Source organism: Corynebacterium yonathiae (genome assembly GCF_027570195.1).
Lineage (GTDB): Bacteria > Actinomycetota > Actinomycetes > Mycobacteriales > Mycobacteriaceae > Corynebacterium > Corynebacterium yonathiae.
The window spans coordinates 1-16,602 of record NZ_JAKMUZ010000028.1 but is presented as its reverse complement, the minus strand read 5'-3'; the positions used below and the strand labels follow the sequence as shown (position 1 = coordinate 16,602).

The window sequence follows — 16,602 nt, the reverse complement described above, 5'->3', positions numbered from 1 at the left end:
TTTAACTAGCTGAGCGTTGGAATAGTCGTCCCATGCTTGGAGTACGTTTTCTCCGCCTGCCGGAATGCTAGAGGGATAGTATTCCCAGTGATTGGGGCGGTGTTGTAGTTCGCCCTCTTGGGCTAGGTGGTCTGCCCAGTCTTGGGAGAGGTGGTTAAGGGCTGGGCTTCTGCGTACTGGTTTGCGGCCGTTGACTATGCGTACACCGTTGGTGTAGATGTAAATGGATTCTGCTCGTACGGCATTTGGTTCTTTGCTGCTGGCTTTGCTGGAGGCTTGGGAGGAATGGTCGTTAGTGGTTTCGATGTCGCTGCTGAGGTTAGCGGATGTTGTTTGGGCTTGTGCTGGTGCTGCGATGCCTCCTGCGATGAGGGCTATTGTAACCGCGATAGGTGTGGCGAATTTTGCTGGTTTCAGAGTGAGCATTGTGTGCCTTTCTGCAATGAGAGAATGTTGGGGATGGTTTTCACTTTCCCTCGGCACCCAGAATAGGCGCTTTTCTGACCTTTTCCACCTGTGAGAAGTTTTCTTATAATACTTATCGTATAAATATTGTTTGATCTGTGAATTTTAAGGTACTTCTAAGTTTTGAAGTGGCTTCGACCACAATATGCGATTTCCACCTGTTTCCATCCACCCCCGAATTTGCCCCCGCACCAAAACCAAGCCCCTCCCCCTTCCAATAACTAGGGGTGCCCCAAAACAAGAGAACCACTAAACATAAGCCAGAAACAAAAGAGTGAAACCACCACCTCACAGCCTTAACGTGAAACTCCCGACCCCATCCCCGGCCAATAGCCCAAGCACGAAAACTGCACTATAAAATAATCAACACTCAAAAGAACCCCCGAAATGTTCCGCACTTCGCAAGAACTTAATCAAATTCAACCTTTACACATCAAATTTGTTCAGGCTATATTAAGGGTGTTCAAACTGAACAACGACCAACAAGGAGTCACCATGAAACGCAAACTCACCCTAGGGATTGCAGCAGCTGCACTCGCAGCAACCACCATCACCCCCACCGCATTCGCAGACGAAACCACCCCCGCCACCACCAACATCGACCCAGGCTTCTTCCTAGACCAAAAAGCCCCAACCAAGAAGGACCCAAAGGAGCAAGCCGAAATCACCGGCATGCAACTAGACAACGCCAAGAAGGGAGTAGAAACCGCCAAGGGCATTGTCGACACCCTCAATGGTCTAGGCGGCCTATTTGGTCTTAATAACGGCAAGTAAAATAAACTTTGCCTTCCCCCTCTGGTCAAACCAACGGCCATTGGGGGATTACTTATACCTACCCCAAAGGGCGGATTCTAGTGGTCGTGGAATTGAGTAAGGCCCCCTCTCCGATTTCTCGGAAAGGGGGCCTGACCTGGTGCGGCCTGAGGGGATCGAACCCCCGACCTATTGGGTGTAAACCAATTGCTCTTCCAGCTGAGCTAAAGCCGCATGCGCTCTTGCGCTGTTAGAAACAGTAGCGCAGGTCGCTCAAGCAACACAAATCGGCAGGTAAAGCCCTACTTCTTGGTGTAACCGCGCTGCACCAAGCAAGAGCCTTGCCACTCACCTAGGCGCTCTGCCTTGGTCTGCACCAGGCCGGCCAGCTGAGCGGACTCAGAAATGAGCCCTGGCTCTACGGTGCCAGGCTTTCCGGCACCTGGGGTAAGCAGCCAGACCGCGCCGTTATCGGCCAGCGGACGGCTCGCGTCAACCAGTCCATCCACAAGGTCGCCATCTTCGTCACGCCACCAAAGAAGGACTACATCGCACAGCTCGTCATTTTCTTCTTCCAAGAAATCATCGCCGAGCACGGCTTCGATCGATTCAGAGATCGCGGTATCGCAATCTTCGTCCCAACCAAGCTCTAGGGCGATTTGCCCTTCCTTGATTCCGAGCTTGACTGCAGCGTCAGCCACTATGCATTTCCTTCCTAATTTGGTGAATGTCCGGGCCGCGCATCCCCCGCTCCCTGCGGGTAAATCGCGGCTTAATAGAAACATTTTAACGCCCACCAGCCTCTTTTACCCGCCTAAGGGGCGCAATTCCCCCATTTTGCAGGCCCTACCGCCTAGTGCAGCTGGCTCCGCAGAGTTAGCAAACTACCCTCTTTTACCCCAATAAACTTTGCAAAGATACTGGTTATGACGATGTAACATACCGCACGTCCCCTTAAGTCGGACTTCACAACGACTGCGGATCTGTGAGCGCGTATCCTAGGAGACAAACTGTGCAGACCCTATACAGGAGGTTTAAATGGCCGAGAAGGACGCCACCAAGGGCGACTCCAACTTCCCGCTCATCCGCGACGGCGTTGCATCGTATCTTCACGATAATGATCCAGAAGAAACCCGCGAGTGGATGGACTCCCTCGATGGTCTGCTGGACCACTCCGATCCGGAGCGCGCACGCTACCTGATGCTGCGCCTGCTCGAGCGCGCTACGGCTAAGCGTGTTGAGCTGCCTTCGTTGACGTCCACTGACTTCGTCAACACCATCCCGACCACCATGGAACCAGAGTTTCCTGGTGACGAGGAATTGGAAAAGCGCTACCGCCGCTGGATCCGCTGGAACGCGGCCATCATGGTGCACCGCGCACAGCGCCCAGGCATTGGCGTAGGCGGCCACATCTCCACCTATGCGGGTGCTGCTCCGCTCTATGAGGTGGGCTTGAACCACTTCTTCAAGGGCAAGGATGATCCTTCTGGCGGCGACCAGGTCTTCTTCCAGGGCCACGCCTCACCGGGCATGTACGCACGCGCGTTCATGGAAGGCCGCCTGACAGAGAAGGATCTGGATGGCTTCCGCCAGGAAGTCTCCCGCGGCGAAGGCGAAGGACTGCCGTCCTACCCGCACCCACGCCTGATGCCTTGGTTCTGGGAGTTCCCCACTGTGTCCATGGGCTTGGGCCCGATTAACGCCATCTACCAGGCACGCTTTAATAAGTACCTGGAGACCCGCGGCATCAAGGACACCTCCAAACAGCACGTGTGGGCTTTCTTGGGCGATGGAGAGATGGACGAGCCAGAATCTCGTGGCCTACTGCAGATCGCGTCGCTCTACGAGCTGGATAACCTCACCTTCGTGGTCAACTGCAACCTGCAGCGCCTCGATGGCCCGGTTCGCGGTAATACCCAGATCATTCAGGAGCTGGAGTCCTTCTTCCGCGGTGCCGGCTGGGAGGTCATCAAGGTTATTTGGGGTCGCGGCTGGGACAAGCTGCTGGAAAAGGACACCGAGGGTGCCCTGGTCAACGTCATGAACACCACCTCCGACGGTGACTACCAGACCTTCAAGGCCAACGACGGCGCCTATGTGCGCGAGCACTTCTTCGGCCGCGATGAGCGCACGGCCAAGCTGGTAGAGGACATGTCCGATGATGAGATTTGGGCACTGCGCCGCGGCGGCCACGACTACCGCAAGGTCTACGCCGCCTACGCTCGCGCGCTGGAGAACAAGGGCACTGGCAAGCCAACCGTCATCCTGGCGCACACCATTAAGGGCTACGGCTTGGGCCACAACTTCGAGGGCCGCAACGCTACCCACCAGATGAAGAAGCTGACCCTGGATGATCTGAAGCGCTTCCGCGATAAGCAGGAGATTCCGTTCTCCGATGCAGAGCTGGAAAAGGATCCGTACCTGCCGCCGTACTACCACCCGGGCAAGGACTCCCCGGAGATCAAGTACATGCTGGAGCGTCGTAAAGAGCTCGGCGGCTTCCTGCCGGAGCGCCGCGAGGACTTCACCCCGCTGGAGGCACCGGCGCTGGATAAGCTGCGCTCCGTACGCAAGGGCTCTGGCAAGCAGGAAGTAGCCACCACCATGGCCTTGGTGCGCACCTTCAAGGAAATTATGCGCAACAAGGAGCTGGGCAAGCGCGTCGTGCCGATCATTCCGGATGAGGCCCGCACCTTTGGTATGGACTCCTGGTTCCCGACTATGAAGATTTGGAACCCACGCGGTCAGAACTACGTGCCGGTTGACCATGACCTGATGCTCTCCTACCGCGAGGCCACCGATGGCCAGATTATGCACGAGGGCATTTCTGAGGCCGGCGCCGCTGCTTCCTTTACCGCTGCGGCAACGTCCTACGCCACCCAGGGCGAGGCCATGATTCCGCTGTACATCTTCTACTCGATGTTCGGCTTCCAGCGCACCGGCGATGCTTTCTGGGCAGCAGGTGACCAGATGGGCCGCGGCTTCATCATTGGTGCTACCGCCGGCCGCACCACCCTGACCGGTGAGGGCCTGCAGCACATGGACGGCCACTCCCCTGTCCTAGCCGCTACCAACCCGGCCGTGGTTTCTTATGACCCGGCCTTCGGCTACGAGGTTGCTCACTTGGTAACCCGCGGTATTGAGCGCATGTATGGCAAGGACAACGAGGCCATCATGTACTACCTCACCGTCTACAATGAGCCCGTCCAGCAGCCTGCTGAGCCGGAGAACCTGGACGTGGAGGGCCTGCACAAGGGCATTTACCACTTCAACACCGCAGAGGGCGGCTCCATTGCCGCCAATATCTTGGCTTCCGGTGTGGGCGTGCACGAGGCGCTGCGCGCACAGCAGCTGCTTGCCGACGACTTCGATGTCAAGGCCTCCATTTTCTCCGTCACCTCCTGGAACGAGCTGGCCCGCGACGGCGCCCGCCGCAACAAGGAAGCCCTGCGCAAGGGCGAGGAGCCGAGCGAGGCATTTGCTACCTCCCAGCTCAAGGGCTACGAGGGTCCGTTCGTTGGTGTCTCTGACTTCACCACCGAGCTGCAGGAGCAGATCCGCCCATACGTCCCGGGTACCTACATCACCCTGGGTGCGGACGGCTTCGGCTTCTCCGATACCCGCGAGGGCGCACGTCGCTACTTCAACATCGATGCCGAGTCCATCGTGGTCGCAGTACTCGACGGCCTAGCTCGCGAGGGCAAGATTGAGCGCTCCGTTGTGGAGAAGGCAGCCAAGGATTTCAAGTTGGATGATCCGACCGCTACCACCCACATCGAGGACTAATCCCCACATCGGTGCGGGCTAGACTCGCGCCACGCGCTATACGAAAGGCGCCGCCGGCCTCCCCGCCGCGGCGCCTTTTGCGTGCCCGTAGTACGGACCTATGCATTCGGTCGTTCTAAATCGCATCAAGAACGCGACCAAGGGCCGCGGAGATAGCCTCAGGGTCCTCGAGGATCACCATGTGCCCGGAGCCATCCACCGTCTGCATGTTCGCGGCGGGCCAATGCTCACAGAGCACTTCGGATTGTGAACGCGGGGTGACAATATCGGCGGTTCCGACCACCACCTCGCCTTGAAGCTGTGCCAACCTTTCTGCAGCGCCGTATTCAGCGTGTTCCAAAAGGTCGTCGAAGAAGCCGGAATAGGAGGCCAAGGGGGTATCAAGAAGCATGGCAACGTGAAATTGCAGCTTCTCCATCTGGGGAAAGCCGGCCAGGGTCACGGCAAAAAGTGGGGCGATAAAGCGCGCTATTTCAAAGCGAGCACTATCGACGCGTCCGGGCAGGCGCAAACACAGGCGGTAGAGCGCATGCAGAGATTTCGATTGCAGGATCTGCGCTACGCCTTTGGCCGCAAAACGGCGCATGGAAGTAGAAATCAGCAGCGCGCCCTTGATGCGTTCATAAACCTCAACGGGGGCACGGCGAATGAGGTTTAAGGCAACCATTCCGCCTAGGGAATGGCCGACGATGACCAGTTTGCCGCGCGGAGCGCGCTCACGAATAACGGCGAGGACGTCGTTAGCGGCCGTATCGACGGTGCACTCTTCTGGGGCGACCGTGGAGGACTGGCCGTGCCCGCGAAGATCCACCAAGAGCGCACGTGCATTGCGACCCCGCAGGTAGTTGGCCTGGTCATAATAGGCTTCCGCGGATAGGCAATAGCCGTGGATGAATACCACCGTCACCGGAGCATCCGCCTGGCCAATCTCATACCAGGCGATGTCTAGGCCGTCGTGGTCTACGGTGCCCGAAGCGCTGATCTGGGTAAGCCCAGGCTCGGTGGAAGGATCATGCAATCCGCCGTAGAGCTTTTCTAATTCGGCGCGGTGCGAGGGGCGCAGGCGTTTAAGCCAGCTACGCGCCACAACGGAAGATCGTTTTCTCAATGGCATAACGGAATCAATACTAGACTGGTGGTCATGGCAAACGACCTCAGTGCCCAATTGCAGGCAAAGTTCAACGCGAGCGCGCCGGAAAAGGAACCGGAACGCGATACACTCAGCCAGCTCATCGCGCTAATTAACAAGGTCACCGGTATCGAGGAAGACTTGGGCCGAGAGACGCGTCTAAAGGATATAGGCGTGGAGTCGCTCGAACTGGTGGAGCTGACCGTGCGCGCGGAGGAGGCCTTCCAGGTGCGATTTTCTGAGGAGACGATGCTCAACTGCGAAACCATCGGCGATATCGCCGAGTATGTGGAGGATCACCAATGATTTCCTATCTATCAGATATGGACGGCGTACTCATCAAAGAAGGCGAGATGATCCCTGGCGCCGATAAATTTATCCAAGCACTCAAAGACAATGACATCGAGTACATGGTGCTGACTAATAACTCCATGTCCACCCCGCGGGACCTATCCGCCCGCCTTCGCAATACCGGCTTGGATATTCCTGCCGAGCGCATCTGGACTTCCGCCACCGCGACCGCGAACTTCCTTTCCAGCCAGGTAAGCTCCAGCAAGGCCTATGTGGTGGGCGAATCCGGCCTTACCACCGCCATGCACGAGGCCGGCTGGATCCTCACCAACGATGATCCAGACTTCGTGGTGCTTGGTGAGACCCGCACCTATTCTTTTGAAGCCATTACCAACGCGATCAACCTCATCCGCAATGGTGCTCGTTTTATCGCCACCAACCCGGATGTCACCGGCCCGGCCCCAGAGGGTGTACTTCCGGCCACCGGCGCTGTGGCCGCACTGATTACCGCCGCCACCGACCGTGAGCCTTATTACGTGGGCAAGCCCAACCCGGTCATGATGCGCTCGGCACTCAATCATATTGGCGCACACTCAGAGCACACCGTAATGATTGGTGACCGCATGGATACAGACGTCAAGGCAGGCCTCGAGGCGGGCATGCGTACGGTTTTGGTGCGCTCCGGAATTTCTGATGACCGAGAGATTTCTCGCTACCCCTACCGCCCTTCTGCTGTGCTGAAATCCGTGGCCGAACTGCCCGATAAGATCCTCGATCCATTCGCCGAGGATAACTAAGTCGCGCAGCAACCTCGCCGCAGCAGCAAAAGGGGCTGACCCAGCATAGGCTGGCCAGCCCCTTTTGCGCTTACTGTGGCAGACGCACGCCCGCGGTGAAGCCGTGGCGCTGTGCGAGGTAGCGCACCACGCAATCTAGCGCGTCTAGCTCTTCGCGCGTGCCGGTAAGCACCTGATGGCAGCCAATACCGCTGCCTGCGCGGGCGCAGGCGCTGCCGCCTTGGGCAAGCGCCGCGACGGAAAGCCCATCCCGGAACCAGCGTGTGCACCACTGCGCGGTCAGTGGGTCGTCGCCCGGAATGATAAATTCCGATTCGGTACGGATGCACCGATCCATGGCGTGTTCAATCTCCGAGCGCAGCTTGCGCGGCATCCCGGAAATTTTCAACACACCGGTGACCACGGTGGCGCCACCGTTGACGGAGGGCCACGCGGAGGTGGAGGCCGGCTGTTCAACCGGCGCAGGGTTAACGCACGTATTCATAGCCGATTCTCCCTCGACATAGATCACCACCGCACCAGGCCTGCCGACCGGGCGCGATGCAAGACGAGCTTCGTCTTCCCCAACGAACTGTCTGATGCGTCTGCACACAATTTTCCTGCGTCACACCTCCCCCTACAACCCTCAACATTCACTTCAACCCCCGTTCGCTAAACCTCAACCTCAGGTACAGACTGGGGTTAAAGTTGCAGGTGAAACTAATGTTGCAAATGTGAAACTTGGGTTATTCTGTGAACTTTCTAGACTCGCTCTACACTCTTCAGCAGAGATCCTGCTCATGCGTGTGAAAGCCCCATTCGGCTTACCCATAAACACGGCGCTTTGCAGTCACGCCGCGAACCTACGCTTTAAGGCTCCCGCTGCACAAAAATCCCCGAATTTTCCCTCTTCCACGGGGGAGCTTTCCACCGCGCTGCTCCCCCGATAAAAGCAAAAGACACGAGCTAGCGCACTGGAGGGGCCAGCTCCGCCGAGTTCGACAGACTATAAGGAGTTCCAGATGGCGGTGTTCGTATCGTGCCAGAGGGGCTTGCACCATTCGCCAAAATCGCGGCTCGTAAGCGCGACCATGGCATACTCGCCGGCGACCCAGAGGTAGGTGCCGGACATGCCGAAGTGCCCGACGGCGTCGGCAGGCAGGGCACCCATCCAGTGGTCTTTGTCGCCGTGGATTTCAAAACCAAGGCCCCAGGTGCAATCTTTAAAGCTGCCGTAACCCGGGACAATGCCGCGCAGGCCACCGAAATGGACACGGCGCATATCGGCCACGGTGGATGGGTGCAGCAACTGCGGGTCTTGAATTTCCGCAGCAAAGGCCGCCAAGTCCTCCACCGTGGAGACCAATCCGTGGCCGGTCGAGCCTTCGAGCCGAGTGGAATTCATGCCCAGCGGGGCCAAAACGCCTTCGCGTAGGTATTCGGCAAAGTCCATGCCCGTAGCTTCTGCCACGGTATCCGCGGCCCACTCATAACCGGAGGAGGAATAGATGCGGCGCTCGCCTACCGGCTTCTGTGGCTTCCGGGAATCAAAAGAAATGCCGGAGGCGTGCGCAAGCAGATGCTCCAGGGTCGAGCCCTCCGGACCGGCCGGCTGCTCCAACTCCACCGCGCCTTCTTCCACAGCCAGCATCACGCCATAGGCCGCGACCAGCTTGGTCACCGATGCCACCGGAAACTCACGCGCGGTATCGCCTACCGTTTCTTTCACCTCGCCGCGGTGTAGTAGGGCTCCGGCTACCGCATCGGCGGGCCACTGGCTGATCTGGCTAAATTCACTCATGCCCTACAGCCTACTGAGACAGGATCGTCTAGGGGCCGGAGCATAAGGGCGAGGGGGCAAGGAAGTAAACCTCCAGTTAAGACAAAAAGAACTCTTTATGTAATTGGCCAGAAACCGCTTGCACAGGCAGCAAACATGACAAAGCTTTAAGTCATGCCTAATAATTCTCAGAATCAATCCGCTTCTGCCCGCGAAAACGTCAACCGCCGCCGCTTCCTGCAAACCACCGGCACCGCGGGTGTGGCCATCGCCCTATCCACCGCCGCCGGTAATACCGCCAATGCACAAAGCAGCCTCTCGCCGCGCGTGGAGCAGCACATGGTCGAACCCAAGCTGGGTGAGCGCCCCTTCCTCCACGGCGTAGCCTCGGGTGATCCTATCCCGGATTCGGTCATCTTGTGGACGCGCGTGACCCCGGAAGCCGATGCCATGCCGGGATCCGGCTTGGGCGAGGCCACGCAGGTGGAGTGGGAAATTGCCAAGGATGAGGGATTCGGGGACGTCGTCGAGCGGGGCGAAGTGACTACCAATGCCAACCAAGACCACACTGTGCACGTGGACCCGCACGGGCTGGAGCCGGAGACAGTGTACTTTTACCGCTTTAAGGCGCAGGATAAGTACTCGCCCGTCGGCCGCACCAAAACCGCCCCGGCGCTGAGCGCCTCCCCGGAAGAGCTCACCTTCGGCGTGGCCAGCTGTGCGAACTGGGAGTCTGGATTCTTCAACGCCTATGGCGATATTGCCCAGCGCGGCCGCGCCGACCAGCTGGATTATATGATCTTCTTGGGCGACTATATCTACGAGTACCCACAGCGCGAATACGCAGGTAATGGCCCGGTGCGTCTGCACCACCCAGCGCACGAGATTATCTCGCTGGAGGACTACCGCATCCGCCTTGGCCGCTACCGCACTGATGAGAACCTGCAAGCCGCACACGGTGCGCTGCCGTGGGTTGTGGTCTGGGACGACCACGAGGTGGCCAACGATAACTGGCGCGAGGGCGCCGAAAACCACACCGAAGGCGAGGAGGGCGCTTTCCTGGACCGTCGCAAGGCCGCGATGCAAGCCTACTTTGAATGGATGCCGGTGCGTGCAACCAACCCGTCCGAGCAAGGCCACCTCTACCGCAGCCTAACTTTTGGTGACCTGGTGGAGCTGACCATGATGGATCTGCGCACCTACCGCGATGAACAGGTGCGTTTCGGCCCGCGCAAGATGGCCGCAGAAGGCCGCACGATGCTAGGCTCCGAGCAGTACAATTGGCTGCTCAATAAGATTGAAACCTCTTCTGCCAAGTGGAATATGCTGGGCAATTCCGTCATGTTCTCCCCCATGAACCTGGCCACCCTGCAAAGGGATGACAAGACCAAGCCGGTTTCTTCTTCACTGTCTTCCAATATCACCGGCATTCCGGTCAATGGCGACCAGTGGGATGGTTACTCTGCAGAGCGCCGCCTGCTTATCGACGCCCTTTCCAAGCACGATTCCCACACCCTCTTTGTCACCGGCGATATCCACTCCGAGTGGGCGCATAATATCAGCAAGGATGGCCGCATCTTCGGCGCTGAGATGGTCTGCGCCTCCGTTTCTGCGCCAAATGTTAACGAGCAGCTTAAACTGCCGGAAGGCAACGAGCTTTCCAAGCTTGCCCAGCGCTACCTGCTGGGTGCCAACCCGCACACCCGCCACGTGGACCTAGACCACCATGGCTATAGCTTTGTTACCGTGCGCCCGGATTCGGCGGAAATGCACTGGCTGCGCGTGGATAACCTGCTCACCGCCAAGTCCCCGGTTCGCGAGGCCGTAACCATGACCTGGCGCCCGGGTGAGGGCTACACCAAATAGTTGTAAGTTCTGTCACATGACAGATACTTGTTGTTAACGACCGGGTAGTACACCTTCGATAGTCATAGTGAAATACCCTCTCTCTGGGGAATTTCACTACCTATCACTCGCCGGCCTCTGGCCCCCTTTATGCCGCGGATTCTTCCCTAGTCCGCGGCATATTTATAGTCGATGTAGCCGCGCTCGCCGCCCAGGTAGAACGTATCCTGATCCGGCTCGTTAAGCTCCAAGCCCTCGCGCCAACGGCGCACCAAGTCCGGGTTGGCAATGAGCTGGCGGCCCACCACTGCGGCATCAACGTAGTCCAGCTCGATTTCACGCTGCGCATCTCCCTTAGAAGTTACCGTGGGGAAGCCATCATTCATCAGCACCTTGGTCACGCCATTTGCGCGGGCCTTTTGCGCCAGCGTGGCGATAAGCTCGCTTTCCGGCTCGCCGTGTAGCAGGGATACGTAGGCCAGGTTCAGCGGTGCCAGGGCATCGAGCAGTCCGCCGTAGGTGGCCAGCATGTCGTCCTGGTCATCCTCGATGACCTCCTGCACATTATGCGCCGGCGAGAACCGCACGCCCACGCGGTCGGCGCCGATTTCCTCCGCCACGGCGCGGATGACCATTTCCGGCAGGCGCCAGCGGTTTTCCGGGCTGCCGCCAAATTCATCCTCGCGCTTATTGGACGAAGCCGCCATGAACTCATGCAGCAGGTAGCCATTCGCGTTGTGGATTTCCACGCCGTCGACGCCGGCGTCGATAGCCCGGCGCGCGCCCTGACGGAATTCCTCCACAATGCGCGGCAGCTCCTCGGTCTTCAGCTCGCGCGGGACCGGCGCCGGCATTTTGCCGGAAAAGCCACGCACGGTTCCGCCCCAATCGAAGGAGCTCGGAGCCTCTGGATCTGCACCGCCAATCAGATCTGGGTGGCTGGTGCGGCCACCGTGCATGATCTGCATGAACAAGGTTCCGCCGGCCTCGTGGACTCGGTCTGCCACCGCGCGCCAGCCTTCTGCCTGTTCCTCGGTGGCAATGCCTGCCTGGCCGGGGAATGCGCGGTTGGTCCACGCCGGGAAGGTTCCTTCCGTGACGACCAGCCCGGCCGTGGCACGTTGCGAGTAGTACTTCTGGTGCAGCTCGGTAGGCACACCGCTTTCGCCTGCGCGCTGGCGGGTCAGCGCCGCCATGGTCACGCGATTATCTAACGTGTATCGGCCAAGTTCCAGTGGTTCGAAAAGTGATGTCATGCTTAGCGCAACGCATAGCCGCTCTGCGCTATTTCATCTCCGCCAATAAGGAGCGGTGGACGAGCCGGCTCAACGCAGAGAGCCAACCTTACTGGCGGGGTTCAGCGGGTATCGCCACACCTGTGCTGCCAGCAGTTCCAGACGCTTGGGTGCCGTCGCCGGCATCAGGCGCAGTAGCGGTGCCATTGGCGGCGCTCGGGGCCGGCGAGGCATTACCGGTAGCGCCCGTTCCCTGGCCGTCACCGGCAGGACTATCGGTCGGCCCGGCACCATCGGTGCCTTGCGGGTTGGCGGTCTCGGTGGCGGCAGCGCCATCCTCCGTCGGCTCGTAGGTCGTGCCGGTCTCGGTGGTTTCGGGTGTGGGGTCGGTAGAGGGGGCGTCGGAAAGCTGCGAGGAGGAAGTCTCCTCGCCGCTATCGCGCCAGTGTTCAGGCGAGAGCCAGCCGGCGTCCGCGTTTTCGGGGTTGCTCGAGGCCAAAGTCAAGGCACCCACAACCAGCAGCGCGAGGACAAGACCCGTAGTGGAGGCGCGGACCCGGCCACCAAAGGTGGCCATCTTCTGGAATTTGGTATTAGTCTCCAGCTCTCGCCAGACGCCTCGGGACGCCTCGGGGTCTTGATCGTCATCATCAGGCAGCGCGGGCCTTCCGGGGCCATCGCTATCTGGGCCATCTACCTCGGCGGGTTTATTCGCTGCAGCTTGCGCCGGCTGGGAGTCGGGTCGGGAGCCCTCCCCTGCTGCAGAAGCATCTTTGACGGATTCCTGAGCCGCGGTATTTCCCTGCGGTGGGGTCAGCGGGCGCTGGATTTCGTCCAAGTCGGCCACGTTGTAGTGGTCCCAGAATTCCGCGAGCAGCGCCGAGCGGATGGCGCGCTCCACTGCCCACTGGCGGGCGGGATTAACAGTGACCAGCACGCGGTAGGTCACGTGCCAGGACTGGCCGGCGGCCTGCGGGGCAACCAGCTGGGTGGCCGGCAGCACCTCCAGCTCACCGTTGACATCCACGGCAATGGATGGCTCGCGAATTGCCTGCTCGGAGATGGTGCGCACCCGGCGCGTGATCTCCGGTAAGGTCTCGCCTTCTTGCACGGGCACGTCGAAGTTGACCACAGCGCGCGACCATTCTTGGGAATAGTTTGTTACCGCACCGGCCGAGCTATTAGGAACGGTGACCAACTCACCAGTAGGCGTGCGCACCTTAGTGGTGCGCAAAGTCAGCATCACCACGGTACCTTCCACGTCGGTCACGCCATCAAAGCTGACGTAATCGCCCACACCAAATTGCTTTTCCGACAGGATGAAAAAGCCGGAGAGAAAATCCGCAATGATGGACTGGGCGCCAAAGCCCACAGCGGCCGAAACTATCGTCGCCGGCACCGCCGCGCCTACCGCGGGCACACCGATATTGGTCAGCGCGGCCCAAATGATGAGGAAGTACGCCACCGCCTGCACGATGTAGACCAATGCACCAGTCAAAGCTAGGCGGGCCTTGGTGGCCTCTTCCTCTTCATCAAGGCGGCGCTCCATGATGCGGATCGCCAGCCTGCCGATGCGCGGGATCAAAATACCGATCAGCAGCAGCGCGATAAGTGGTAAGCCGTGGTCAACGAAGATGCTCCACAGCTCGTAGAAGTAATACTTCAGGTTCATTCCTCTAGATTAGGGCGCGCGCCTGAAAACTGGATGCCAGTTGGCTGCCAGCAACCGTGCAAGTGCCCACTGGCCCAAGCGCGGTAGGACACTTAGCCGCCTAGCTGCTACGCGCTGAACCAGTCCCTAATCACGAGAGTTATAGCGCTTCATGAGGCGATCAATGAGCTCATCGGTAAGCTTGTCATCTTCCAAAATGGCATCGAGCAGGCGCTGCGATTCCTCGTTAGAGGCCTGTTCCTCCTCGTTATAGGAGTCACCGGTGAGGTCCACGCCGAAGTCCGTATCATCGGTTTCCGGCATGACCGCGCTGAGCTGATCCACATCAGACTCGAAGGACTCCATAAACTCGCTGGCCTCCGCGGCGGCTTCCTTGCGCCGCTTGCCGGATCGTACTTCCTTTTCGATGCGGCGCTGCAGCGCTGCCTCCATCTGGCGGTGACGCCAAGAACGTAGGCGGTGCGGCTCTAGGCGACGCCCCACTGCACGGCTCTTATTTTCGGCTTTCTTGGCCAACACCTTCACCTGGGCGGCAGTGTGATTAATCGGCGCCCAATCCTGATAGGCCGGCACGCGCCACCCGGCCCAAATGCCCAGCAGTGCCAAGAAGATGGAGACCAACGGCCCAATAATCATGCCCACTGCCATCATGTCGAAATGGTGGCCAACCAAGACGATGACAGCGCAGGCAACGGCTGGGATAACCGTCGGCTGGTTATCACCAAAGACGCTCGGCTCTCGCCCCATCACGATGTCACGAATCATCGATCCACCCGTGGCGGTAAACACGCCCATCATGATGCATGGAATCAGCGGCAGCCCATAGGTGATGGCCTTCACGGCGCCGGTAGCGGCCCAGAGACCGGATACGATGGCGTCGCCATGCGCTTGCAGATAATCCCAGGTCTTGCCTTTGAAGTAGACAAAGCGGGCGATTAGCGCGCCGGTAAAGGCCAAGTAGAGGTATTCCGGCTGGCTCATTGCCGCGACGGTGCCACGGTTAATGAGCACGTCGCGCACCATGCCGCCGCCTAGAGACGAGAACATCGCAATGAAGAAAAAGCCGATGATATCGTAGCCACGCTTGCGCGCCATAGTGCCACCGATAATTCCCATCAGCAGCACACCACTGATATCGGACCAGCGGTAGAGAGCTTCAATGAGCGGATCTACTTCAACCATATGGTTATTAGACTTCACCGCCCGCCCCTGCGCAATCTGTACACCCAAATGCGCAGTTAGCAAAAAGGCGCCGGCACTGCTTGCCGACGCCTCCCTATCACCGTGGGGCCAGCGGGGCTCGAACCCGCGACCAACGGATTATGAGTCCGTAGCTCTAACCGACTGAGCTATAGCCCCACGCGGAGCCACTGCCACTAAGGGCGAAGATCCGCTCTCCAAAGAGTAGTCAATAGGGCTCAAAAGACCAATTTGCCCCCCTACCCTTTTGAGTATTTGTACGCTTCCTACCCCCTGAGGGTAGAAATTATTTATGCGCAAACTACTCTCTTCTCTCATTCTTGTCTCTGCTCTCACGCTTACCTCCTGCTCGGATAGCGGTAGTGACAGCTCAAAGACAAGCGACTCCAATAATTCGGCGTCCGATGCACAGGCCGATGCGAAGTCCGTAATCGGAACGTGGAAGCAAGAGGACAGCGCTTCTGAAGATGGCTGGATGGAGGCCAGCATCACCGATGACGTCATCACCATCGAATGGGTCATGGACAACGGCGAAAATCGCATGATCTACTGGATTGGCTCCTTTGATGCTCAAGCCGCCGCATCCGGTGAGACCGTTACCTCAAACCTCGATACAGTTGCCACCGCCTCTGAGTGGATGGCTGCTTCGTCCGACAAGAAAGATTTCTCTATCGATGACGACGCCTTAACTTTCAAGGTCGCGATTGAAGATAAGGAATTCACCACACATATGAAGAAGGTGAAGGATGATCCGACAACAATTAAAGAGCTAAAGAGCACAGATTTTAGCCAATCCTTTAAAGATGGAGTCCTGGATGTTCCAGCCGCCAAATTCGAAATAACCGATCACCGTGTTATCAAGCCCGGTGAGCCTGGTAATGAAATAGGCGAAAAGCCACTTCTCGTCTTCAACTATGACGTAACAAATAAGACAGATGAAACCCTAACCACCACCGACTTTGTCGTGTACTTTACCGCCATCCAAGACAATGATCCGAATAAGGTAAACGAGCTCGACCTCGGTTCTTATACTGATCCTGAAACTTCCGATACTCAGCTTGAACAGATTAAAAAGGGAGGAACTGTCGCCGGAACAATAGCCTACGAGCTCGATGATCTAACTACGCCTGTGGACCTTGTTGCATCTAAGTCCTTTAGCCAAGATGAAATCGGCCGCCAAACTTTCGAGCTCGATTAACTGCTCGTATACAACGCGCGTAAATTTCCCGTTCTAGCCAATACAGAAAGCGGAGCCCGCCGAAATACAAAGCCCGAAAGGAATTCAAGCCTATTTCTCACTGAGGCAGGCAGTACTTGACAGGCGTAGCCAGGCCCCTCCTGTACCCAACGGGAGGGACCTGTTGTAGTGCGCAAAGCAGCACTTTAGCTGTGTTTCTCCACGCGCCAGCGCGGATTTCTCATTTCCCTTCCCCTTAGCACGGACCCATTTCCAGATCTGGCCTTCCGAGAGCACACAGCCTCACCTGCCATTGCGACCAAGCCAAAGGCCTATAGAGACAATTCGAGCATCCCTAGAGCGGTTCCAACTCCCCAATGCAAACGTTACCCCTGCATTTACCTCCGGTTTCTCCGCGGCATAGAATCATGAGTGACATTGACCTTAATGTCACTTTTTCTGTGATGGGAGAAACATATGGCGACACTAGATT

Annotated in this window: 14 protein-coding genes and 2 tRNA genes; 6 read left to right on the top strand and 10 right to left on the bottom strand. The window is 58.3% G+C overall.

The genetic code is table 11. The annotated features are described in order from the left end of the window. Positions 1–426 (bottom strand): CAP domain-containing protein (locus L8V22_RS11320; protein WP_269966550.1); only part of this gene is annotated, 426 nt, incomplete at its 3' end. Between the two features lie 534 nt (positions 427–960). Here L8V22_RS11320 and L8V22_RS11315 point away from each other — a divergent pair. Continuing rightward, the gene (locus L8V22_RS11315; protein WP_238802155.1) at positions 961–1,239 is read left to right on the top strand and encodes a hypothetical protein; all 279 of its coding nucleotides are present in this window, start codon (positions 961–963) and stop codon (positions 1,237–1,239) included. A 137-nt stretch (positions 1,240–1,376) separates the two neighbouring features. On the opposite strand, the gene L8V22_RS11310 is transcribed toward L8V22_RS11315, so the two are convergent. Both L8V22_RS11310 and L8V22_RS11305 read right to left on the bottom strand, forming a co-directional pair. Then, positions 1,377–1,452: transfer RNA gene (locus L8V22_RS11310), tRNA-Val, on the bottom strand. Positions 1,453–1,520: 68 nt separating this feature from the next. Further along, complete coding sequence (locus tag L8V22_RS11305) at positions 1,521–1,919, bottom strand: DUF3052 domain-containing protein (RefSeq protein ID WP_023021130.1); 399 nt, start codon at positions 1,917–1,919, stop codon at positions 1,521–1,523. A gap of 337 nt (positions 1,920–2,256) precedes the next feature. Here L8V22_RS11305 and aceE point away from each other — a divergent pair, with 337 nt between their 5' ends. Further along, a complete protein-coding gene (aceE, locus tag L8V22_RS11300; RefSeq protein ID WP_238802156.1) occupies positions 2,257–5,004 on the top strand; it encodes a pyruvate dehydrogenase (acetyl-transferring), homodimeric type in 2,748 nt (915 codons plus the stop codon). 115 nt (positions 5,005–5,119) lie between these two features. Here the strand turns inward: aceE and L8V22_RS11295 are convergent, their stop codons facing one another. After that, the gene (locus L8V22_RS11295) at positions 5,120–6,091 is read right to left on the bottom strand and encodes an alpha/beta fold hydrolase (RefSeq protein WP_238802157.1); all 972 of its coding nucleotides are present in this window, start codon (positions 6,089–6,091) and stop codon (positions 5,120–5,122) included. A 54-nt stretch (positions 6,092–6,145) separates the two neighbouring features. Between L8V22_RS11295 and L8V22_RS11290 the strand changes: the two genes are divergently transcribed. Together L8V22_RS11290 and L8V22_RS11285 are read left to right on the top strand one after the other, a co-directional pair. Next, a complete protein-coding gene (locus tag L8V22_RS11290) occupies positions 6,146–6,439 on the top strand; it encodes an acyl carrier protein (RefSeq protein WP_238802158.1) in 294 nt (97 codons plus the stop codon). After that, the gene (locus L8V22_RS11285; protein WP_238802159.1) at positions 6,436–7,221 is read left to right on the top strand and encodes an HAD-IIA family hydrolase; all 786 of its coding nucleotides are present in this window, start codon (positions 6,436–6,438) and stop codon (positions 7,219–7,221) included. The genes L8V22_RS11290 and L8V22_RS11285 overlap by 4 nt, the downstream gene beginning before the upstream one ends. Positions 7,222–7,291: 70 nt before the next feature. On the opposite strand, the gene L8V22_RS11280 is transcribed toward L8V22_RS11285, so the two are convergent. Both L8V22_RS11280 and L8V22_RS11275 read right to left on the bottom strand, forming a co-directional pair. Then, positions 7,292–7,705, bottom strand: a complete 414-nt coding sequence (locus L8V22_RS11280; protein ID WP_238802160.1) for a hypothetical protein — start codon at positions 7,703–7,705, stop codon at positions 7,292–7,294. A 501-nt stretch (positions 7,706–8,206) separates the two neighbouring features. Then, on the bottom strand, positions 8,207–9,001 hold the full coding sequence (locus L8V22_RS11275; protein WP_238802161.1) for a serine hydrolase domain-containing protein: 795 nt from the start codon (positions 8,999–9,001) through the stop codon (positions 8,207–8,209). 153 nt (positions 9,002–9,154) lie between these two features. Between L8V22_RS11275 and L8V22_RS11270 the strand changes: the two genes are divergently transcribed. Further along, positions 9,155–10,846, top strand: a complete 1,692-nt coding sequence (locus L8V22_RS11270; RefSeq protein ID WP_238802162.1) for an alkaline phosphatase D family protein — start codon at positions 9,155–9,157, stop codon at positions 10,844–10,846. A 146-nt stretch (positions 10,847–10,992) separates the two neighbouring features. Here the strand turns inward: L8V22_RS11270 and L8V22_RS11265 are convergent, their stop codons facing one another. From L8V22_RS11265 to L8V22_RS11250, 4 genes are all read right to left on the bottom strand, one after another. Beyond that, positions 10,993–12,081 (bottom strand): alkene reductase, encoded by a 1,089-nt coding sequence (locus L8V22_RS11265; RefSeq protein ID WP_238802163.1) that lies wholly within the window; start codon positions 12,079–12,081, stop codon positions 10,993–10,995. Positions 12,082–12,169: 88 nt separating this feature from the next. Next, positions 12,170–13,732 carry a mechanosensitive ion channel family protein gene (locus tag L8V22_RS11260; protein ID WP_238802164.1) on the bottom strand — a complete coding sequence of 521 codons (1,563 nt, stop codon included), beginning with the start codon at positions 13,730–13,732 and terminating at the stop codon, positions 12,170–12,172. A gap of 126 nt (positions 13,733–13,858) precedes the next feature. After that, positions 13,859–14,914 carry a trimeric intracellular cation channel family protein gene (locus tag L8V22_RS11255; protein WP_238802165.1) on the bottom strand — a complete coding sequence of 352 codons (1,056 nt, stop codon included), beginning with the start codon at positions 14,912–14,914 and terminating at the stop codon, positions 13,859–13,861. A gap of 103 nt (positions 14,915–15,017) precedes the next feature. After that, a tRNA-Ile gene (locus L8V22_RS11250) sits at positions 15,018–15,091 on the bottom strand. A gap of 133 nt (positions 15,092–15,224) precedes the next feature. On the opposite strand from L8V22_RS11250, the gene L8V22_RS11245 reads away from it, so the two are divergent. Beyond that, positions 15,225–16,130, top strand: coding sequence for a DUF5067 domain-containing protein (locus L8V22_RS11245; protein WP_238802166.1), 906 nt, complete (start codon positions 15,225–15,227; stop codon positions 16,128–16,130). Positions 16,131–16,602 lie beyond the last annotated feature (472 nt).

Bases quoted from the DNA above. Each gene is read 5' to 3' on its own strand.
- L8V22_RS11315 (WP_238802155.1), top strand. From the start codon at position 961: ATGAAACGCAAACTCACCCTAGGGATTGCAGCAGCTGCACTCGCAGCA.
- aceE (WP_238802156.1), top strand. From the start codon at position 2,257: ATGGCCGAGAAGGACGCCACCAAGGGCGACTCCAACTTCCCGCTCATC.
- L8V22_RS11290 (WP_238802158.1), top strand. From the start codon at position 6,146: ATGGCAAACGACCTCAGTGCCCAATTGCAGGCAAAGTTCAACGCGAGC.
- L8V22_RS11285 (WP_238802159.1), top strand. From the start codon at position 6,436: ATGATTTCCTATCTATCAGATATGGACGGCGTACTCATCAAAGAAGGC.
- L8V22_RS11280 (WP_238802160.1), bottom strand. From the start codon at position 7,705: ATGAATACGTGCGTTAACCCTGCGCCGGTTGAACAGCCGGCCTCCACC.
- L8V22_RS11275 (WP_238802161.1), bottom strand. From the start codon at position 9,001: ATGAGTGAATTTAGCCAGATCAGCCAGTGGCCCGCCGATGCGGTAGCC.
- L8V22_RS11270 (WP_238802162.1), top strand. From the start codon at position 9,155: ATGCCTAATAATTCTCAGAATCAATCCGCTTCTGCCCGCGAAAACGTC.
- L8V22_RS11265 (WP_238802163.1), bottom strand. From the start codon at position 12,081: ATGACATCACTTTTCGAACCACTGGAACTTGGCCGATACACGTTAGAT.
- L8V22_RS11260 (WP_238802164.1), bottom strand. From the start codon at position 13,732: ATGAACCTGAAGTATTACTTCTACGAGCTGTGGAGCATCTTCGTTGAC.
- L8V22_RS11255 (WP_238802165.1), bottom strand. From the start codon at position 14,914: ATGGTTGAAGTAGATCCGCTCATTGAAGCTCTCTACCGCTGGTCCGAT.
- L8V22_RS11245 (WP_238802166.1), top strand. From the start codon at position 15,225: ATGCGCAAACTACTCTCTTCTCTCATTCTTGTCTCTGCTCTCACGCTT.